This window comes from Ruegeria sp. BHSA191, from assembly GCF_059613325.1.
In genome coordinates this window covers 39,065-59,522 of the sequence record NZ_JBXWSH010000012.1, presented here as the reverse complement: position 1 = coordinate 59,522, position 20,458 = coordinate 39,065, and the positions used below count along the sequence as shown (strand labels likewise).

The 20,458-nt window shown below is 63.7% G+C and carries 18 protein-coding genes; 5 read left to right on the top strand and 13 right to left on the bottom strand.

Going from position 1 to position 20,458, the window contains the following annotated elements:
* Nucleotides 1-26: 26 nt before the first annotated feature.
* The 4 genes from AC2FNS_RS12615 to AC2FNS_RS12600 are packed head-to-tail and all read right to left on the bottom strand — an operon-like array spanning nucleotide 27 to nucleotide 6,280.
* Nucleotides 27-1,301, bottom strand: a complete 1,275-nt coding sequence (locus AC2FNS_RS12615; protein WP_496711962.1) for a bifunctional folylpolyglutamate synthase/dihydrofolate synthase — start codon at nucleotides 1,299-1,301, stop codon at nucleotides 27-29.
* Entirely contained in the window at nucleotides 1,298-2,242 is a 945-nt protein-coding gene (accD, locus tag AC2FNS_RS12610; RefSeq protein WP_496711961.1) for an acetyl-CoA carboxylase, carboxyltransferase subunit beta, read from the bottom strand. Before accD ends, AC2FNS_RS12615 begins: the two co-directional genes overlap by 4 nt.
* Nucleotides 2,243-2,300: 58 nt before the next feature.
* Nucleotides 2,301-3,203, bottom strand: a complete 903-nt coding sequence (locus AC2FNS_RS12605) for a CPBP family intramembrane glutamic endopeptidase (RefSeq protein ID WP_496711960.1) — start codon at nucleotides 3,201-3,203, stop codon at nucleotides 2,301-2,303.
* Entirely contained in the window at nucleotides 3,200-6,280 is a 3,081-nt protein-coding gene (locus tag AC2FNS_RS12600) for a cyclic nucleotide-binding domain-containing protein (protein ID WP_496803874.1), read from the bottom strand. Before AC2FNS_RS12600 ends, AC2FNS_RS12605 begins: the two co-directional genes overlap by 4 nt.
* A gap of 222 nt (nucleotides 6,281-6,502) precedes the next feature.
* Between AC2FNS_RS12600 and AC2FNS_RS12595 the strand changes: the two genes are divergently transcribed.
* The 3 genes from AC2FNS_RS12595 (at nucleotide 6,503) to AC2FNS_RS12585 (ending at nucleotide 9,260) form a co-directional block, all read left to right on the top strand.
* Nucleotides 6,503-7,264, top strand: a complete 762-nt coding sequence (locus AC2FNS_RS12595; RefSeq protein ID WP_496711958.1) for a DUF6478 family protein — start codon at nucleotides 6,503-6,505, stop codon at nucleotides 7,262-7,264.
* Between the two features lie 11 nt (nucleotides 7,265-7,275).
* Nucleotides 7,276-7,629, top strand: coding sequence for a hypothetical protein (locus AC2FNS_RS12590; protein WP_496711957.1), 354 nt, complete (start codon nucleotides 7,276-7,278; stop codon nucleotides 7,627-7,629).
* Between the two features lie 104 nt (nucleotides 7,630-7,733).
* Nucleotides 7,734-9,260, top strand: a complete 1,527-nt coding sequence (locus AC2FNS_RS12585; RefSeq protein WP_496727612.1) for an MFS transporter — start codon at nucleotides 7,734-7,736, stop codon at nucleotides 9,258-9,260.
* Between the two features lie 54 nt (nucleotides 9,261-9,314).
* On the opposite strand, the gene AC2FNS_RS12580 is transcribed toward AC2FNS_RS12585, so the two are convergent.
* The 7 genes from AC2FNS_RS12580 to AC2FNS_RS12550 all read right to left on the bottom strand — a co-directional run bounded on the left by AC2FNS_RS12580 (nucleotide 9,315) and on the right by AC2FNS_RS12550 (nucleotide 16,671).
* The gene (locus tag AC2FNS_RS12580; protein ID WP_496685472.1) at nucleotides 9,315-10,661 is read right to left on the bottom strand and encodes a S41 family peptidase; all 1,347 of its coding nucleotides are present in this window, start codon (nucleotides 10,659-10,661) and stop codon (nucleotides 9,315-9,317) included.
* Nucleotides 10,662-10,667: 6 nt separating this feature from the next.
* A complete protein-coding gene (locus AC2FNS_RS12575; RefSeq protein ID WP_496713446.1) occupies nucleotides 10,668-11,801 on the bottom strand; it encodes a murein hydrolase activator EnvC family protein in 1,134 nt (377 codons plus the stop codon).
* Nucleotides 11,798-13,315: a 2,3-bisphosphoglycerate-independent phosphoglycerate mutase gene (gene gpmI, locus AC2FNS_RS12570; RefSeq protein ID WP_496713444.1), complete on the bottom strand. Its 1,518-nt coding sequence runs from the start codon at nucleotides 13,313-13,315 to the stop codon at nucleotides 11,798-11,800. The genes AC2FNS_RS12575 and gpmI overlap by 4 nt, the downstream gene beginning before the upstream one ends.
* Nucleotides 13,316-13,407: 92 nt before the next feature.
* Nucleotides 13,408-15,075: a sulfatase-like hydrolase/transferase gene (locus tag AC2FNS_RS12565; protein WP_496713442.1), complete on the bottom strand. Its 1,668-nt coding sequence runs from the start codon at nucleotides 15,073-15,075 to the stop codon at nucleotides 13,408-13,410.
* Nucleotides 15,076-15,321, bottom strand: a complete 246-nt coding sequence (gene nqrM, locus AC2FNS_RS12560) for a (Na+)-NQR maturation NqrM (RefSeq protein WP_170599965.1) — start codon at nucleotides 15,319-15,321, stop codon at nucleotides 15,076-15,078.
* Nucleotides 15,322-15,336: 15 nt separating this feature from the next.
* Entirely contained in the window at nucleotides 15,337-16,362 is a 1,026-nt protein-coding gene (locus AC2FNS_RS12555) for an FAD:protein FMN transferase (RefSeq protein WP_496713440.1), read from the bottom strand.
* A 66-nt stretch (nucleotides 16,363-16,428) separates the two neighbouring features.
* Nucleotides 16,429-16,671 (bottom strand): hypothetical protein, encoded by a 243-nt coding sequence (locus AC2FNS_RS12550; RefSeq protein WP_496727611.1) that lies wholly within the window; start codon nucleotides 16,669-16,671, stop codon nucleotides 16,429-16,431.
* 64 nt (nucleotides 16,672-16,735) lie between these two features.
* Here AC2FNS_RS12550 and AC2FNS_RS12545 point away from each other — a divergent pair, with 64 nt between their 5' ends.
* Nucleotides 16,736-17,260, top strand: coding sequence for a CBS domain-containing protein (locus tag AC2FNS_RS12545; protein ID WP_490362249.1), 525 nt, complete (start codon nucleotides 16,736-16,738; stop codon nucleotides 17,258-17,260).
* A gap of 7 nt (nucleotides 17,261-17,267) precedes the next feature.
* Here the strand turns inward: AC2FNS_RS12545 and AC2FNS_RS12540 are convergent, their stop codons facing one another.
* Complete coding sequence (locus tag AC2FNS_RS12540) at nucleotides 17,268-18,044, bottom strand: metallophosphoesterase (protein ID WP_496713450.1); 777 nt, start codon at nucleotides 18,042-18,044, stop codon at nucleotides 17,268-17,270.
* Between the two features lie 135 nt (nucleotides 18,045-18,179).
* Between AC2FNS_RS12540 and AC2FNS_RS12535 the strand changes: the two genes are divergently transcribed.
* Nucleotides 18,180-19,199, top strand: coding sequence for an NAD-dependent epimerase/dehydratase family protein (locus tag AC2FNS_RS12535; protein WP_496713438.1), 1,020 nt, complete (start codon nucleotides 18,180-18,182; stop codon nucleotides 19,197-19,199).
* Nucleotides 19,200-19,235: 36 nt separating this feature from the next.
* Here the strand turns inward: AC2FNS_RS12535 and nqrF are convergent, their stop codons facing one another.
* A complete protein-coding gene (gene nqrF / locus AC2FNS_RS12530; protein ID WP_496685462.1) occupies nucleotides 19,236-20,456 on the bottom strand; it encodes an NADH:ubiquinone reductase (Na(+)-transporting) subunit F in 1,221 nt (406 codons plus the stop codon).
* Between the last annotated feature and the right edge of the window lie 2 nt (nucleotides 20,457-20,458).

Below are 20,458 nucleotides of genomic sequence, written 5' to 3'. Positions count from 1 at the left end.
CGGGATATTTTCAGCCAGATGAAGCCTTAGCCGTTTTCGCGCAGGATGTTCCCCGCGAGATAGAGCGAGCCGCAGATCAAGACCCGGGCCTGTGGATCGCGGGCGGTGATCGCGGCCAGCGCCTCGGCCACGCTGTCGGCGGTGGTGGCGGGCAGGTTCACGGCAGTCGCGGCGGCGGCGGTTTCCGCGGCAGGGAGCGTGTTGGCTTCACCAGGGATGGACACGGCCGTCAGGGAGCTTGCCCTTTCGGCCAGAGGCGCGAGGTAGCCGGTTACGTCCTTGGTGTTGAGCATGCCGCAGATCAGGTGCGTCGGGCGCGGCGGCAGTTTGGCCAGGACATCCGCCAGCGCGTGCCCGGCGGCGGCGTTATGGCCGCCGTCTAGCCAGAGTTCGGCCCGGGGCGCCTGTTCGACCAGCGGGCCGGTCTTCAGGCGCTGCATCCGGGCCGGCCATTCGGCCCGGGTGACCGCTGCCTCGTAGGCCTCGTCGCCCAGGTCGAGGTGGCGCAGGACCGCCAGTGCGGCGCCGGCGTTCTGGATTTGGTGGGCGCCCAGCAGGTTCGGCAGCGGCAGGTCGCGCAGGCCGGTTTCGTCCTGATAGATCAGGCGGCCATGTTCCTCGTGAGCGTGCCAGTGCTGTCCGTAAGCCAGAAGCGGTGCGCCGAGGCGGGCGGCGGTGGCCTCGATGACCTCCATCGCTTCGTCCGGCTGCGGGCCGACGATGCAGGGCACGCCACGTTTGATGATGCCGGCCTTTTCGGCGGCGATCTTGGCCAGCGTGTTGCCCAGGAACTGTTCGTGGTCGATCGAGACTGGGGTGATGACCGTGACGGCGGGTTTTTCGATCACGTTGGTGGCGTCGAGCCGTCCGCCAAGCCCAACTTCGAGCAGCGTGTAGTCGGCGGGTACGCGGGAAAACGCCAGCAGGGCTGCGCAGGTGGTGATCTCGAAATAGGTGATGTTCTCGCCGCCATTGGCGGTGTAGCACTCATCCAGAACGGCGGTCAGGTCGGGCTCCGAGATCAGCTCGCCCGCCAAGCGGATGCGCTCGTGAAAGCGCGCCAGGTGCGGCGAGGTATAGGCATGGGCCGTCAGCCCGGCCCCTTCCAGCCCGGCGCGTATCATCGCCTGGGTCGAGCCCTTGCCGTTGGTGCCGGCGATGTGGATCACCGGGGGCAGCCTGTCCTGCGGGTTGCCCAAGGCCTCGAGCAGACGCCAGACGCGGTCCAGGGTCAGGTCGATGATCTTGGGGTGCAGCGCCATCATCCGGTCAAGGATGACGTCGGATGTGGGCGCGGTCATTTCTTGGGCTTGTTTTCGGCAGGCTTGGCCTGCGCATCGGGCTGTTCGGTTGCGCCCTCTTTCGGGGCGGGCAGATCGCCTTTGACCGCCGGGGGAAGCCCCATCAGCATCCGGGTGATCGTGATCAGCTCGTCCCGCAGCTCGGTCCGTTTGGTGACGCGGTCCAGCATGCCGTGATCCAGCAGGTATTCGGCGCGCTGGAAGCCTTCGGGCAGTTTCTCGCGGATCGTCTGCTCGATCACGCGGGGGCCGGCGAAACAGATCAACGCGTTCGGCTCAGCAATATGCACGTCACCCAGCATCGCGTAGGAGGCCGTCACGCCGCCGGTGGTGGGATGGGTCAGCACCACGATGTAGGGCAGGTCGGCTTCTTTCAGCATCTCTACCGCGACCGTGGTGCGCGGCATCTGCATCAGGCTGAGGATGCCCTCCTGCATCCGGGCGCCGCCGGCGGCGGAAAACAGGATCAGCGGGCGCTTGAGCTTTACCGCCTCTTGCGCGGCGGCGATGATGGCGTTGCCCACATACATGCCCATCGACCCGCCCATGAACGAGAAATCCTGCGCCGCAGCCACGATCGGCGTGCGGCCGATCTCGCCGGTGGCGACCAGCATCGCTTCTTTCTCGCCGGTCTTTTTCTGCGCCGCCTTCATGCGGTCGGGGTATTTCTTCTGATCGCGGAACTGCAGCGGGTCATCCTTGGGCGCGGGCACCGCGACCTCGGAGAAAATGCCACCGTCGAACAGATGCTTGAACCGTTCGCGCGGGGTGATCAGCATATGGTGTCCACACTGGGTACAGACATTCTGGTTGTCCGCCAGTTCGCGGTGGAACAGCATCGTTCCGCACTCGTCGCATTTGTGCCAGAGATTCTCGGGCACCTCACGGCGGGAGAAAATCGAGTTGATCCGGGGGCGGACGTAGTTCGTGATCCAGTTCATGTCGGAACCTTGCTGATGCGGGTTGCAGTCAAATAAGACGCTACGGAAGGAAATGCAATCAGCGCCTGAGCGCAAGTCGAGCCGTCAGCCACCCGACGATCATCACGCCGAAGTCGACAAACAGCCATTGCCGGAGAAACCCGGTATCGGACATGTCGAACGGCAGGTGAAACAACGCCAGCCCCCCAAGGCTGTCGGGCAGGGACACGATCAGCAATGCCGTGACATTGTTGGCGAAATGCAGGGCGATGGCCGGCCCCAAGGTTCCGGCGCGGGCGGTCAGATCGGCGCTGAGCACACCGAACACGCAGGCCCAGACCGCAACCAGCGCCGCGTTTTCGCCGGCGGCATTGGGCGCATAGTGGCCGGCCGCGAACAGAACCGCGGGAACGCCGATCCAGATCACGGGTGAACGAAACCGTGCCGCCAATGACTGTTGCAGGTAGCCGCGGAACAGAATCTCCTCGGCGCTGGTCTGGATCAGGACTGCGGCCAGAGACAGCGGCAGCAGACCCAGCCACAGACCGACCGGCAGGTTGGGTTCGAACGAAACGCCCATGCCATAGGGTGGCAGCAGCAATAGCACGACCCCCAGGACGAGCAGCGCGCCCAGAACGCGCCAGAACTGCGCCACCGCCTTGCGCCGGGGCCCGATGACGGACCACAGGCTGCGATTCTGGAACTGGCGGACGGCAAGCGCCACGGCCAGCGTGACAAAGCCGAAACTGAACAGCAGGATCAACACCGCCATCGGCGACGCGCCGCTTTGGAACCCGGACACCTGGTCTGGCGGGGCCAGGCCGACCACGGCGGCGAACAGCACCAGGTTCAACGCGACGACGGTCGCGACCACCAGGGCCACCCCGCCGAACAGCCGCCACAAGGCCGCATAAGCGCGCACCGGTGCGACCAGCGCCTCGTGTGCCGCATAGGCGCGTGTCACTTCGCCGGGCTCGGTCATCCGCCAGCCCCGGTTTCGACCTCGGGGGGAAGCTCGATATTCGCCGCCAGGAACCGTTCGGATACCGAGGTCAGATAGCCCGCAACCGTTTCCAGCAGGCTGACCGCAACCGTGGGATCGCTTTCGATGACAGCCCTCAGTTCCTCGGCGCCGATGCGCAGGAACGAACAATCGGTCAGGGCGACAAGATCCAGTTGCCGCGGCGCGCCGGTAATGATCGACAGATCTCCGATCAGGCGTCCGGGCTCGACGGTCGAGATGCGGCGCTTTTCGCCGTCGGGCATCGACCATTCCAGGCTGGCCTGGCCGGACACGCACAGATAGGCCGCATCGGGCGTCTGCCCGCGCGAGAAGATGACCTGCCCGGCCGCCGCGTCGTACCATTTTGCCGAAAAGGCCAAGAGCCGCTGGTTGCGGCCATCCAGCCGTGAGAACAGTTCGGTGGCGGCAATCACCTTCAGCTTGCGGGTGAAGTCATCCGAAGCGCCTTCCTCGACCGGCAGGGCCGCCCGAGAAACCCCGTCAATGCGCCCGTCCTTGATCTCGAGATACAGGTCATAGGCCTCGGGGTGGGAAAAATGATCCTCCATAAAGATCATGATCGAATCGGGCAACAGCTGCCGCAGTTTCATACGGGTCTGATGCCGGCTTTCGGAATCGTGACTGGCCAGCACCTTATCCAGGATCAGAATATCCGGCCGCTTGATCGCGGCGCGGGAAAAGGCCGCCCTTTCCTGGAACACCGTCGGCAGGTTGGCCCCGCCCAGACCGGTGGACAGATCATAGATGATGGCCGCCAGCCGCCGTCGTAGCCCGGCCTCGTTCAACACCTCGGCGACCACGTCCTCGATGTCCCGGTCGTGACTACCCGCGGTCAGCGACACGCGGCCGTAGATGGCATTTTCCATCACCGTCAGGCGCGGGACGTAGACATCCGGCCCGACCTTGACGAACAGCCCGTCGAAGGACTGGTGCAGGCTGTCGGCGTGGGTCTTGCGGATCTTCAGGATCTTGTCCTTGTATTCCTCGGGAAAGCTCGGCCCGATCTGTTCGGCCGTCAACATGAACGGCACCGTCAACAGCAAGGCCTTCTCGCTCTCCGACAGGCTGTCTTCGCCCTGGCTGCGGCGGCGCTCCTCGATGTCGAGCAGCCGGTGATACAGGTCCTTGGACAGCCCCAGGCGCAGGAACAGAGGATGATCGGCGCCTTCGCGGCCGAAGGTCTGGTTCAGCGTGTCCAGAACGGCGCTGGCGATGCTCAGCGCATCGCGATCCAGCTCATGCGCCCGAAGCATTTCCAGAAACCGGGCATCCCCGGCCAGAAGGTCTGCGGAAATGTCATTCAGAGGCGACGCAAACAACAGGTTTCCCCCCAGCGGAACCGCCGGGTTGAACTGGTCCGGGTCGAACCGAAAGATATATTTGTCCAGCCCCTTTTCCCTGAGCCGTTCGGCGACCTTGGGCCGCAGCCGGACAATTTCGTCGGCCAGGGCCGGATGCTGCCGGGGGTCGAACTGCGACCGCAGCGTGCGGCGCAGCATGAATTCGTCGATCCCCATCGCCTCGACCAATTGGAACCACCAATCCCGGATGTCTTCAACGCTGTCCAGACCCGCCAGGCTGGGATCAACCCAGTCATCGGACAGTGAATCGGGCAGATTGCCCGACCGGGCCGCTTCGATCGCGAAGCGCGATGGCACTTTGCCATCCTCGGTTTCGTACTGGGGATGCGTGCGCAGGGGCATCAGCAGGTTGTCGCCCAAGGTCCCGCTGAACAGGTAGGGCCGCGAATGCGCGTATCCGATCCGGGCGGCGATCACGGCCTGATGCAGCTCGTCCAGCTTGTGTCCCGACAGGGTGACCTCGCCCTGGGCGGGCAAGACCTCACGCGTGAGCAGCTCGGCGAGGGCGCGCCGCTCAGATTCGTGCGAGGCCTTGATCGCCACACGCGCCTTGCTGGGAATGGTCAGGTCGATATCTTCCAGAACGATCTTTCCGTCCTCGTCCCGCACGGTGACGTTCTTCAGTTCGATGTCGCCGTGCAGATGCGGGATGGCGTCGGGTTCACCTTCGAACAGCTCCTCGGGGATCATGTTGTCGGGGTTGAAGCGTTCGGTCACGACCTGCCAGCGCAGCGACATGTCCTGAACCTGGTTGTAATAGGTCAGAAGATCGCGCCAGGGGCCGCTGAGGTCCTTGTAGGCGCCCAGTGCCGCAACCAGCGCCCCCACCGTGACCTTGCCGGTGATCGCCAGATACCCGCCGATCGAATAGAACAGAAAGGGTGTGATCTGGGCGATCAAGTTGTTGAGAAATTTCATGAAGAACTTCTTGTTGTAGATCTTCACGCGAATCTCGAACAGGGTTCCCAGCCGATGGCTGAACTGGGCCAGCCGATACCGCCAGCCGCCATTCACCCGCAGATCGCTGATACCGGCTGCGGTCTCGCCGATCTCGGTGCTCAGGTGCCGGATTTCCTGGATGCGCTCCTTGTTCAACAAGTTGATTTGGCGCTGCAGGCGCGGGATCAGCCAGGCCTGCAACGGAATGAGCGCAATCGCGGCCAGCCCGAACCACACGCTCTGCATGAACAGGAAGGTCACGATGGTCATCATCTGGCCGAACTGGAAGACCGGCTGGGCGATGGCATCGCCCATGAGCCCGCCCAGCGGCTCGGCCTCGGCGGTGATCATCGACACCAGCTCGCCCTGGCTGGTCGAAGAGAAATAGGGTTTCGGAAACTTCAGCATCCGCCGGATCAGGGTGAACCTGAGGCGGCGCAACATGCGTTCGGCCACGATGCCCTTCATCGTGTTGATCCGCATCTTCATGATGCCGCCGGCGATCACCGTCCCCAGAAACGCAAGGCACAGGATCATAAGGTACTGAACTTGCGTCACCGTCACGCCGAAAAACGTCACCGTGTTGCCCGTGGCACCAATTGCGTCGTTGATGATCCGCTTGGGCAGCTCGAGTGAGGCGTAAAGGAATGGGAAGGAAATCACGGTCAGAAACAGAAGGATGAACTGCTGTTTCTTCGAATGCTTCCAAATAAATGCAAAGAGGGTGGGTTCCATGCCCGGCCTTGTCTTGAAGTTTTGGACTGCGGCCCGTTGCAAAGGTTCCACTGCGGCCGGGTGCCTGACGGTAAGCTTTGGCCGGAGCCATTTCAAGAACACCCGAAAAATTGTTCCGCCCACCCCGCGTCACCGCGAATTTTGCCGCACCCCGCACGAAGGCGGGTTTATCCTGCCCCGGCAAATCGACTAAAGAGGTGGCGTTTCTCGATGCAAGGGCTCATGCGCAAGCTTCTGACACGCTATTTCAACCGAAAGGTGCTGGACAGATGGCGCCGGGCGGCCGCGACCGCCGGCACGGCCAGCCTGCCGCAACTGCGCCTGCAGCGCGATCAGGCGCGCCTGCTACGGTTCGAGCTCAATCGCCTGATTCATGAGGCTGACAGCCGCCTGATGCGGCCCCGGATCGGTTCACGACAATTCCCCAAACCGCTGGGCACAGACTGGTCGTGGCGACCCGACTTGTGGCGCGGGCCGATGCCCGGACGGGGCGTCTGTCCGGTCGCGCGGCAGGAGCGGCTGGATGAACAGACGACCATCTTCCACGATTGCCCGCAGGCCGAGATCGGCATGCAGCAGGTGCGCAACAGCGACGAACGCGATCTGGCCCCGTTCGGTCTGGCTCTGGATGTGTTCGATTTCCGCGGTTCGTTCCTGTCAGTGTCCGTCGAATTGCCGTCCGAGGCCCGGACTGCCCTCAGCCGCCAGCACATGTTCCGCGCCAGCGTCCAGTCGGAACAGGAGCGGCAGGCGCGGATGTTCGCGCGTCTGAATATCCAGCACGGCCCAAACACCGAACAGGTCCTTCGGGAACTGCCGCCCGGGTCCGAGGTTTCGACGGTGGATTTCGACCTGGCCCACCTGGAACTGAACGAACGTCGGGTCCAGAAAATCTGGTTGGATCTGATCCTTGACGGGCCGGCCATGAACCGGGTGGTCATTCGCGACCTGACCCTGTGCCGCTATCATCGCGCAGATCTGTGAAGGACACCGACATGACCCATGCAAAGCTTGTACCGATCCGGTTCGAAAACGCCCTCTGGGAGGGGCAACTGACCGCCGCATCGGAACCCCGGGTCGAGGCCCGGTATCTGGGCGAGGTGCTGCCGGGCGTCGAGGTCACTCCGAACGACGCGGGCTGGATGCTAAGGGTTCCCGTACCGCCGGCCCTGCTGTCGGACGGGGTGCATTGCGTCACCATCTGGGATTGCGAGCGCCAGTCGAAACTGGGCGACTTTTCGGTAATATCTGGGGCGCCGGCCTCGGGCGACATCCGGACCGAGCTTGAACTACTGCGGGCCGAGCTGGATATGCTGAAACGCGTCGTGCGCAGAATGCACCAAGGGTAGCGCCACCCCGATCCGCCGGGCCGCACTGGCCGACTCCAACTGCGACCTGTCAATTTGACGGGATTTGTGGCTTGATGGGGCATTCGAAACGGCCGGGATGCGTCATGGAACGCGACAGCATCATCAAGGTCATCGCGTTGATGGTGACCGCCTTCGGCATCGGGATCGACTTCACCGGTGCTCTGATGCTGGTGCCCGCGATCGAGAATTCCTTCGACGCCGACATCACCAGCACCCAATGGGTTCTGAACATCTATGCCCTGTTCTTTGCCATGACCATGGTCGCGGGCGGGCGGCTGGGAGACCTGTACGGCCACCGCAAGGTCATGCTGATCGGTCTGTCGGTGTTTCTGTTTTCGTCGATTCTGTGCCTCGTCGCACCGAACCTGGATTTTCTGATCGGTGCCCGGGCGTTGCAGGGAGTGGGTGCCGGGTGCGTCTGGCCATGCACCCTGGCCCTAGGCGCCACCAAGGTCTCGCGAGACGAACACCGCGCGCTGGTGATGGGCCTGATCCTGGCCGGCGTCACCAGCGGCAATGTCTTTGGCCCGATGATCAGCGGGTTCGTCGTCAATCTGGGGGACTGGCGCCTGTTCTTCCTCGCCAATGTGGTGTTTTCGACCGTCTCGATGGGCACCACGCTGACGCTGATCCCGCGCGAGACCGATCACAAGAACGGCGAACACATCGACTTTGCCGGAATGGGCATTTTGTCGATGGCGGTTCTGCTGTTGCTGTACGGGTTGGATGTCGGGGCCGACTGGGGGTGGCTCTCGGTTCCGTTGCTGGCGGTGTTTTTCGTCAGCGCGGTGCTGTTGGGGCTGTTTTCGAGGGTCGAAAATCGTGTGCGCCAACCGCTGCTGCTGCCGCAGATGATGCACAACCCGCAATTCCGGATCACGCTGGGGCTGAACATGTTCAATGTCTCGGCCGCCTTTGTCGGGCTGCTGTATTTTCCGCAATACATGCAAAAGGTCCTGGGCTGGTCGGCTTTCGAATCCGCCTTGGGCCTGGCGCCTCTGACGGTCCTGCTGGCCGTCGGTTCGATCGTGTCGGGCACGCTGTACAACGACTTTGGCCCCAAGCGGCTCATGTTCTGGGGCTACCTGTCGGCCACGACCGGCGCCGCCAGCATCGTCATCCTGCCGATGAGCCTGGGATACCTGCAGATCCTGCCGGGCATGGCCCTGATCGGATTGGGGGCCACGCTGACGGTCGGGCCTTCTGGTACGGCCGCCGTGTGCGCTGTCCGGCCCGAGCGCGCCGGGCTGGTCGGGGGCCTGAGCTTCATGGCACATCTGGTCTATGGCGCGGTCTCGGTCGCGGTTGCCACCGCGATCATGTACACGACCAGCCTGTCCAGCCTCGGCAGTCAGCTCGCCAAGGCGGGCATCGACATGCCGGCCGCCGATCAGAAGGCGATCAATGGCGGCACCCTGACGACCCGGACGGCACAGGCCATCATGGGCAAGCTGGATGCAGACCAGGCCGAGACGGTCAAATCCGCCATTGCCACGGCATTCGATACGGGAATGAACATGGCTTTCGTGTTTGCCACCCTATCGGTTTCGATGGGCATCATCCTTGCCCTGTTGCTGGACGAAAAGAAACTGCACAAGGTTGAAAGCTGACGACACGAAAACGGGCCGCGCCCGGCGCGACCCGTGCTGTTCGATGCCCGGTCGTTACTGCGAGGCGCGGGCGGTCGGGTTGAACGCGGACAAACCCTTCAGGATGTCGATGGCATAGGCCAGTTGATAATCCTGCTTGCGCAGTTCCGCAGTCGCCTCGGCCTTGGCGCGGTCTTCTTCGATCTGGCGGTTCTCGTCCTCGGTCAGGCTGTCATTGTTCAGGCTTCCGCGCAGATCGGCCTCGGACCGGGTGCGGGCGGCCGCCTCTTCGTCCTCGTCCTCTTCGGGTCGGTTGCGCGGCTGTTCCACGATGATGTCCGGGCTGACACCCAGCGCCTGGATCGAGCGGCCCGACGGCGTGTAGTACCGCGACGTGGTCAGGCGCATCGCGCCATCCCCCCGCAGCGGCATCACCGTCTGGACAGACCCCTTGCCGAAGCTCTTGGTGCCGACGACGATGGCCCGGCGATGATCCTGCAGGGCGCCCGCGACGATTTCCGACGCCGAGGCCGAACCGCCATTGATCAGCACGACGATCGGCTTGCCCTCGGCCAGGTCACCGGGCGTGGCGTTGAACCGTTCCCCATCTTCGGGGTTGCGGCCACGGGTCGAGACGATCTCACCTTCGTTCAGGAACGCGTCCGAGACCTTGATCGCCTGGGTCAGCAGGCCGCCCGGATTGTTGCGCAGGTCCAGCACGACGCCGTTGATCTTGTCGATGCCGCCGGCCTCGGCGATCTGTTTCTCCAGACCCTCCTTCAGGTTCGGATAGGTCTGGTCGTTGAAGGTGGTCACGCGCAGGACCACGCTTTGACCTTCGGTGCGCGCGCGGACGGCGGTCAGCTTGATCGTGTCGCGGATGATGGTCACGTCGAACGGATCGGGCTCGCCTTCGCGCACCACGGTGATCACGATCTCCGACCCCACCGGGCCGCGCATCAGATCGACCGCCTTGTCCAGCGTCAGGCCCAGGATGCTTTCGCCATCGACATGGGTGATGAAATCGCCGGCCTCGATGCCCGCCTCATCCGCCGGGGTGCCGTCGATGGGCGAGACAACCTTGACGAACCCGTCCTCCTGCGTGACCTCGATGCCCAGCCCGCCGAACTCGCCGCGGGTTTGCACGCGCATCTGTTCGGCGTCGTCGGGCGACAGATAGCTGGAATGCGGATCCAGCGAGGTCAGCATCCCGTCGATCGCCGCCTCGATCAGGTCTTCGGGCGCGACCTCTTCGACATACTGGGCACGGATGCGCTCGAAAATGTCACCGAACAGGTCCAGCTGCTCGTACACGCTGGCCTTGTTTGCGGCCTCCTGCGCCAGCAGCGGCCCGGCGATCTGGGTTGTGGCGATGATCCCTGCCAGGGTTCCGGCCAGACCGGCCATCACGAATCGTTTCATGCGCGTCTATCCATCCTTGTGCGTCCGGAACCATGTTTCCGGATCAACGGGCCTGTTGTTCTCTCTGACCTCTATATAGAGCGTTTCTGACCGATCAGTTCCAGTGCCATCACCGCTTGTTGACAAAATCGCGCCGATTTCCGGCAGATTCCCCGGCATCAACCCCACCGGAGAGCCCTCGGGGATCACCTGCCCGGGTTCGCCATAAACCTCCTGAAGGCCCGAGAACACGAAAAGAAGCCCCGGCTGCGGTTCCAGGATGATCAGGTTGCCAAGGTCCAGCAGCGGCCCGCGATAGCGAATCGTGGCGGCCGTGGGCGATACTACCAAGGCACGCGGCCGGGTGGCCAGAACAAGGCCGGGCCGGGTGACGCCGGCCGCATCGGTTTTCCCCGACCGGTGCACCAGAACGCCCTGCGTCGGCAGCGGGATCCGGCCCTTGCGATCCGAAATATCAGCATCGGTTTCGGCGATTTCACCGGCCGAGATCTCGGCCAGACCGCTGGCGAACCCGTCCAATGTTTCGGTGGACGAGATCAGAATCGCGGTGCGCACCGGATCTTCGACAAAACGGCGCGGCAAGTTGGTACGGTCGGCGATGGCTTCGCTCAGCCGCGTGCGGGCATCCTGCACCTGCTCCAACCCTTCGGTCAGAGTTTGCGCCGCGCTTTGCTGCAGTCGGCGCAGGGTCTGAACCTCGTCCAGATCGCGGGCCAGCGCCCGGGCCTTGGCATTCAGGCCGGGGGTGACCTCGGACAGCATCATCCCGGTGCGCGCCGCCCCCAGCGGCCCGGCCGGGTGCAGCATCAGAACCGGAGGCGCCGTGGTTTCGATGGTTTGCAGCACGCCCAGCAACTGGCGGATTTCTCGTTCGCGCGCGTTCAGCTCGGTGGTCAGCTGGCTTTCGCGCAAAGCCGCCCGGCGCAGCCCGTCGCGCATGGCCGCCAGCCCGGCTTCGTAGGCTTGGATCGTCTCGGTCAGGGCGCGCACACGGTCGCGGGCGGTTTCGGCCTCGGTCAGCGCGATCGAGGCCTGTTCCAGCATCTGCGCCGCATCCAGCGCCGCCTGCGCGGGGTCCGGCGCGGCCCGGGCCGCTTGCCCCGCCATCAGAGCCGCCAGAAGAAGCGCGCGCAGCCTCATGACAGCAGGCTCTCACCCGTCATTTCCAGCGGCTTGGGTAGGCCCATCAGGTCCAGCACCGTGGGGGCCAGATCGGACAGGCGACCTTCGCGCAGGGTTGCGCCCTCGGGTCCGCCAACCAATGCCACAGGTACCGGGTTCAGGGTATGGGCGGTATGCGGGCCGCCGGTTTCGGGGTCGATCATGGTTTCGCAGTTGCCATGATCGGCGGTCACGATCATGGCCCCGCCCGCCTTTTCAAGCGCGGCGACCACACGGGCCAGGCCTTGATCCACGGCCTCGCAGGCCTTGATCGCGGCCTGCAGGTCACCGGTATGGCCCACCATGTCGGGGTTGGCGTAATTGGCGACGATCAGGTCATAGCCGTCCTCGATCGCCTCGACGAATTTGTCCGTCACCTCGGCGGCCGACATCTCGGGCTGCAGGTCATAGGTCGCCACCTTGGGCGACGGGGCCATATAGCGGTCCTCGCCGGGCTCGGGTGTCTCTTTGCCGCCGTTCAGGAAGAACGTGACATGGGGGTATTTCTCGGTTTCGGCCAGACGGAACTGGCGCAGGCCCTGCTTGGCGACCCATTCGCCCAACGTGTTCACGATCTCGCGCTTGGGGAATACGGTCGTCATGTAGTCGTTGTGGCCGTCGGAATATTCCACCATGCCCAGCAGCGCCGACAGGTGCGGGCGTGGTCCGGTGTCGAATTCGGCAAATCCGGGTTCGCCGATGGCGCGCAGGATCTCACGCGCGCGGTCGGCGCGGAAATTGAGGCAGAAGAACCCGTCACCGTCGCGGACGCCGTCGTAGCCGGGCAAAACCGTGGGGGCGATAAACTCATCGGTCTCGCCCCGGTCGTACGCGGCCTGAATCGCGGCGCTTGCGGTATCAGCCTGCCCGCCCTGCGCTTTGATGATCGCGTCATAGGCGCGGCCGACCCGTTCCCACCGGTTGTCGCGGTCCATGGCATAGTACCGCCCCGAAACGGTGACGACGCGCGCGTTCGCGGGCAGGCGACGCTCCAGCTCGGCCAGGAAGTCCAGCGCCGATTTCGGGGCCACGTCGCGCCCGTCGGTGATGGCGTGCAGTGCCACCGGCACGCCTGCATCGGTGATCGCTTTTGCGGCGGCGACGATATGGTTTAGGTGCCCATGCACCCCGCCATCCGAGACCAGCCCCATCAGATGCGCGGTTCCGCCCGCCGCGTTCACCTTGGCGACAAAGTCCTGCAGCGCGGCATTTTCGAAGAACGAGCCGTCCTCGATCGCTAGATCGATCTGGCCCAGATCCATAGCCACGACCCGCCCGGCCCCGATATTGGTGTGGCCGACCTCGGAATTTCCCATCTGCCCGCTGGGCAGGCCCACATCCGGACCGTGGGTGATCAGCCGCGCGTGCGGACCCTTGGACATGATCGCGTCGAATGTGGGCGTGTTGGCCAGATACGGCGCATTGGCCAGTGTGTCGTCGGACAGGCCCCAGCCATCGAGGATGCACAGGACGACGGGTTTGGGTGCGCTCATGTCGGGTCTCCGGTAACTGCTCTTGTCCGTTCTTCTATCCCCTGCCCGCCGCATCGTGAACCGCCTTTTGCGGCGATCCGCGCCGCGCGGGGTTATTTCCTGATCTGCTGCCAGGGCCGCGCCTTGCGGCCGCGATACTTGACCGTTAGCTCGGGCGGAGCGTCGCTTTCGTCATAGGCGCCCAGGATCACGCCCTTGCCGCGACTTTTGGTGCGCATCCCGACCAGCTCGGCTTCTGAGCGGGTGGTGCGTTGCGACGGGCGACGTGCCCAGGCGAACAGGTGGTCGTACATCTGCGCGATCACACCCGCATGGGCCGGGCTGTCGCCCAGATCGGTCAACTCGGCGGGGTCGTTTTCCAGATCGAACAGGATCGGGCGGAACCCGCCTTCGCAATGGATCAGCTTCCACTTTTTCGTGGCCACCATGAACATCGCCGCGTCGCGCACCGACACGCCCAGGGTTTCCGCGATGGGCGAGGCCGAATAGTCGTATTCGCAGATCACGAATTGGCGCGGGGTCTCGGCCGCCTGCCCGTGAAGGATGGGCAAAAGGGAATGACCTTCCAGAATATGGTCGGGCACCGCAACGCCCGCGACCTCGACGAAAGTGGGGGCCAGGTCGATCGACTCGACCAGCGCGTCGCAGGTGGTGCCGCGCGTGGCATCGGCCTGTTGGGATGGGTCGTAAATGATCAGCGGCACCTTGGTCGAAGCGTCGTGGAAGAACGTCTTTTCGCCCATCCAGTGATCGCCTAGAAAATCGCCATGGTCCGAGGTTAGCACGATCATCGTGTCGTCCATGCGGCCGGTGTGCTCCATCCAGTCCAGCAACCGCCCGATCTGGTCGTCGGCCTGCTTGATCAGGCCCATATAGGCGGGGATCACCGCCGCGCGCACATCCTGCCGCCAGAAGGTCTGGCCGATCTTGGTGTGCATGAAGGCGCTCAGCACGGGATGCGCCTCGGCCCGCTCGGTCTCGGACCGGTTGGGCGGCAGAACATGCTCGGGCCCGTACATCGAGGCATAGGGCTCGGGGACGATATAGGGCCAGTGCGGCTTGATGTAGCTCAGGTGGCAGCACCATGGGCCGTCATGGGTTTCCATGAACTCCATGCCGCGCGTGGTCAGATAGGGGGTTTCGCTATCCTCCTCGGCGATGTTTGCGGCCTGCGGCGCGTTTTTCAGAAACCAGCCCGACAACACGTTTCCATCGGCATCCAGACCGGAATTTGCAAAGTCGTGCCAGGGGTTGTCGCTGTCGTAACCCTTGTCGGCCAGCCAAGCGTTATAGGCTCGGGCGCCATCAGGGTCATAGAACCCGTCGGGGCCTTCGGGGCGCATCCCGTCATCGCGCTCGAACACGTCAAAGCCGCATTCGGCCACCCGCGCGCCGATCAGGCTGTCGGGCTCCAGGCCCAGCCGGGCCATGCCTTCGGCGTCGGCGCGCATATGGGTCTTACCGACCAGCCAGCAGTCCATCCCCGCCTTGCGCAGATGGTCGCCCATGGTCAGCTCGCCAACCTTCAGCGGAATGCCGTTCCACGAGGCGCCGTGCGACTGCACGTATCGCCCGGTATAGGTGGACATACGCGAGCTGCCGCAGATCGGCGACTGGATATAGGCCCGCGTGAACCGCACGCCGCGCGCGGCCAGACGGTCGATATTGGGCGTGTGCAGATGTGGATGGCCGTAACAGCTCAGGTAGTCCCAGCGCAGCTGGTCGAACATGATGAACAGGATGTTGCGGGCCTTGGCCATTCAGGTCCGTTCACCCTGGCTTTCCATCTGTTCCACCATCCGGCGGGCGCGCTTGCATTGCAGCTTGTCACGCAGGGGGCTGTTGGGGTCCACGTCCTTTTGGCACACCACGCATTTGTCGGCGCCCGAGATCGCGTTCAGCCCGCCGCAACTGCCTTTGATGGTCTTGCCCATCAGCATCACGCCCAGCGACATGCCGACCATGATGATCAGCAGCAGAACAAACGCGAGGATAAAGGTGCTCATCGGCCGGCCCGCCCTTCAGTTCGATCCCAGCGCATCCTTGAATGCGCTGCTTTGTACCGTGATATAGGCATCTTCGCCGCCTGTCACATCCCGCGAGATGAAAAACACCGCCAAACCCAGCTGATCGGCCAGTTTCAGCCCCCGCTCCTGCCCCAGCGCAAGCATCGCGGTGGCCCAGGCATCGGCCATCATCGCGTTTTCCGCCAGAACCGTGACCGAGGTCGTCAGATGAGTGATCGGGCGTCCAGTGGTCGGGTCGATGATATGCGAATACCGCACCCCGTCCTGTTCGAAAAAATTCTTGTAATCGCCCGAGGTCGCCATGCCGCGGTTGTCCAGCGGCACGATGAACTGGATGGTTTGCGACCCGGTTTCGGGCTTTTCGATGCCGATGCGCCAGGCCTCGCCCTTGTCGTTCTGACCGCGGGCCACCAGATCACCGCCGATCTCGACCATATAGTTCTCGACCTCCGCCGCGCGCAGCGTCTCAGCCACGGCGTCGATCCCGTATCCCTTGGCGATGGCCGACAGGTTGATCCCCACGCCCGTCTGTGTCTTGGCCAGCGTCCCGGCCTGCGCATCCAGCGTCAGCAGGCGCGCCTGCCCCACCTGCTCGAGCGCCGCCGCGATCTCGGCATCCGATGGCACCGGGTCCTCGGGCTTGCGCGGACCGAACCCCCACAGCTCGATCAACGGGCCAAGCGTCACGTCGAACACGCCGCCGCTTTGTTCGTGCACCTGGTTGGCACCCGCGATCACATAGGCGAATTCTTTCGACACCGGCATCGGGTCGGTGCTGGCCGAGGCGGAAAAGACCGAGACCTCGGAATTCGGGTCCCAGTTGGACATCTTCGCGTTCACCTGCGCCAGCGTTTCCTCCACGGCGGCGGACAGGGCATCCGCGTCCAAATCCTCGCCGATTGCGGTGACGTGATAGGTGGTTCCCATGGTTTCACCCGACAGGCGAACAACCTCGGGTTCCTTGTCGAACAGGCAGCCAGCGACGAACAGGGTCAGGGCCAGGGCAAGCAGTCGGCGCATCGCGTGATCTCCGGGTAATGTTTCGTGGCGCGTATGCCAGCGCCCCCAGTCAGAGTCAAACCGACCTCAGACCTTCAGTGGCAGAAAGCCAAGCGCCAGCAGCCCGATCGCCGCCGGCAGACCGAACAGCCAAGCGCGCTTCTGCCAGCCCGGGGGCTGCTCTTTCCACAGTTTGCGGAAGTTGTGGCCACAGACCACCACCCCGAAAAAAATCAGCGCGGCAATGGCAGGGGTCAGATGCAGGTTCGACACGCGGCCCGGGTTTCCTTTTTGGTCTGGCGCGGTTGCGCGGGTTTCCAGAAATTGCACCCTATACAGGTGCGCATCCTGGGGTAAGGTGAAAGGACAGCAGCAGTGAAGGAGGAGACCGCCCATGGCCCCAAGCTCTTACCAGCCCCCGACGCGCGGCGACAAGCCCGAGAGCGCAACCTACAGCCAGTCGGTCGAGTCGAATCTGTCGCAGACCCAATCGACCGTGGCGAAGCTGCTGGAAGGCAAGGGCGAAGACGTGATTGCGGTTCGACCCAATGACACGATCCATACGGTCGTGCAGATCCTGAAGGACAAGCGCATCGGCGCGGTCGTGGTCACCGATCAGAACGGCGCGCTGCAGGGGATCCTGTCCGAGCGCGACATCGTGCGCCGTATGGCCGATACGCCGGGCCAGACCCTGCCTCAGTCGGTTCAGGACCTGATGACGCGCGAGGTGCGGACCTGCACACCGGACGACCTGCTGATCGAGGTGGTGAAAACCATGACCGAAGGCCGATTCCGCCACATGCCGGTTTTGCGCGACGGGCATCTGTGCGGTGTCATCACAATCGGCGACGTGGTGCAATTCCGCTTGAAGGAACTGGAATACGAAGCCCTGCGCATGAAACAGATGATCGTCGGCTGACCGGCAGTCAGGTCTGCACCGGATCGGTGCACAGGAACCGGACCGTGCTGGGCCCGATCTCGGCCGCCGTCAGCCGACCCGTGGCAAATGCGCCCGTGTCGATCGAGATCACCCGGTTGCGTACGCATGGTTCCGGCACGATCGTATGGCCGTGGACGACCCACTGACCGTCCGAACGCGGCTTGCCCGGAAAATCTCCATGCCCCCACAGGCAGGTTCCACGAGCCTGGTCGTCGGGGTCCGAACCGGGGTTCAACGCTGCGTGCACGACGGTCACGTTTCCCGTCGTCCAGCACAGCGGCCGGGCGTGCATCCACTCAAGCAGCGGCGCCCCCATTTTCTGTTCCAGCCGTCGGGCGGCGCGCACCGCGTCGTCGGGCGTCAAGTCCAATGCAAGATCCGTCAGCCCGAACGAGGCCAGCGTCTGCCGCCCGCCATTGTGCATCCACAATCGACAGGTTCGCCTGGGCCGTTGAAGGAACCGCAGCAGCAGGTCTTCGTGGTTGCCCAGCAAGCAGATCACCTGCCGGTCACGGGCTTGGCTCAGGTGCTGCAGGTGGCGCAGGACCTGGGCGCTGTGGTCGCCGCGGTCGACATAGTCGCCGACGAACACGATTGGCAGGTCTTGCTGCAGCTGACCCAGGATCTGCTGCAGCAGATCCAGCCGCCCATGGATGTCACCCACGGCGTAGAACCGTTGCCCGGGCGCCAGCGTGGCCAGTGCGTCGGACGGGTTCGTCCCGCCGGGGCGCGAAACAAGCGACTTGAGCCAGGAAAAAATCATCACCCGCAGTGACTATCCCGAAGACCCGCGCCCGGCAATGCTCAACGGCCCTGACGACCCCGAAAATCTCCTTGACCTCGGCCGTTCGAAAGGGTCCCTGATGGTTGGACCACGGGGTTTGCGGACGGAGCTTGAATGAAACGGGTATTGGTGACGGGAACGGCGGGGTTCATCGGGTTTCACCTGGCACGACTGCTGTTGTCCGAAGGGTTCCGGGTGCATGGCTATGACGGGATGACCGACTACTACGACGTCACGCTCAAGCAACGCCGGCATCAGATGCTGCTGCAGACGCCTGGCTTTTCCGCAACCGAGGACCTGCTGGAAAACCATGACCGCCTGATGCAGGTCGCCGAGGAATTCCGACCCGAGATCATCGTTCACCTCGCCGCGCAGGCGGGCGTGCGCTACAGCCTGGAACATCCGCGCAGCTACGTGGACTCCAACGTGGTGGGCACGTTCAACGTGATGGAAGTGGCGCGCACGCACAAGGTCGAGCACCTGCTTATGGCCTCCACCTCCTCGGTCTATGGCGCGAACGAGGACATGCCGTTTTCCGAGCTGGACAAGGCCGACCACCAGCTGACCATCTATGCCGCCACCAAGAAGGCGAACGAGGCGATGGGCCATTCTTATGCCCATCTGTGGGACCTGCCGACCACGATGTTCCGCTTCTTTACCGTCTACGGCAACTGGGGGCGGCCCGACCTGGCCTATTTCAAGTTCACCGATGCCATCCTGCATGACCGGCCCATCGACATCTACAACAACGGCGAGATGTACCGCGACTTTACCCATGTCGATGACCTTGTGCGCGGCATCCGCCTGCTGATCGATGCGGTGCCCGAACGGCCTGCGTCAAAGGCGGATATCGCCCAGGGCGACAGCCTGTCGCCCGTCGCGCCCTTCCGGGTGGTCAATATCGGCAATTCCGACAAGGTCCGGCTGATGGATTTCATCGAGGCGATCGAGGAAGCGGTCGGCAAGAAGGCCATTCGCAACTACATGCCGATGCAGATGGGCGACGTGCCCGCGACCTGGGCCGACACCTCGCTTCTGCAGCGCCTGACCGGGTTCAAGCCGCAGACCGACATTCGGGACGGAATGAAATCCTTCGTGGCGTGGTACCGCGACTATTACGGCATTGGCGCATGAAAAAACCGGCGCTCTGGGCGCCGGTTTCAAGGTTGGTCATCCGCCGAAATCGTCCAGCATGATGTCTTCGCGGTCCACGCCCAGTTCCAGCAGCATGTTGATGACCGACTGGTTCATGATCGGCGGACCACACATGTAGAATTCGCAGTCCTCGGGCGCCGGGTGGTCCTTGAGGTACTGCTCGTACAGCACGTTGTGGATGAAGCCGGTGAAGCCCTCCCAGTTGTCGCCCGGCTGCGGGTCCGACAGGGCGACGTGCCATTCGAAATTCTCGTTCTCGGCGGCCAGCTGGTCGAAATCCTCGACATAGAACATCTCGCGCCGCGACCGGGCGCCGTACCAGAAGGTGATCTTGCGCTTGGTCTTCAGCCGCTTGAGCTGGTCGAAGATGTGGCTGCGCATCGGGGCCATGCCCGCGCCGCCGCCGATGAACACCATCTCCTTGTCGGTGTCACGCGCGAAGAACTCGCCGAACGGTCCCGAGATCGTGACCTTGTCACCCGGTTTCAGGTTGAAGATATAGGACGACATCTGGCCCGGCGGGATGCCCTCGGAGCCCGGCGGGGGCGAGGCGATCCGCACGTTGAGCATGATGATGCCCTTTTCCTCGGGGTAGTTCGCCATCGAATAGGCGCGCTCGATCGGTTCGCTCACCGTGGACTTGTACTGCCACAGATTGAACTTGTCCCAATCCTCGCGGTACTCCTCGGCGACGTCGAAATCCTTGTAGTCAACATCGTGCGGCGGGGCGGCAATCTGGATGTAGCCACCGGCGCGGAAATTCACATCCTCGCCTTCGGGCAGCTCCAGCACCAGCTCCTTGATGAAGGTCGCCACGTTGTCGTTCGACCGGACGGTGCATTCCCATTTCTTGACGCCGAAGACCTCTTCGGGAACCTCGATCTTCATGTCCTGCTTGACGGCCACCTGGCACGACAGACGGTCGCCGCAGGCGGCCTCGCGCTTGGTGATGTGGCTTTCCTCGGTCGGCAGGATCGACCCGCCGCCTTCCAGGACCCGCACCCGACATTGTGCACAGGTGCCGCCGCCACCGCAGGCCGACGGAACGAAGAGTTTCTGAGCCGCCAAGGTCTGCAGCAGCTTGCCGCCCGCAGGCACCGAGACGGTTTTCTCACCGTTGATGGTGATGTTGACGTTGCCTGTCGAGACCAGTCGCGAGCGCGCCACCATAATGATGGCTACCAGCGCAAGAACGATCAGGGTGAAAAGGACAACGCCGAGCGAGAAAGTTTCCATGC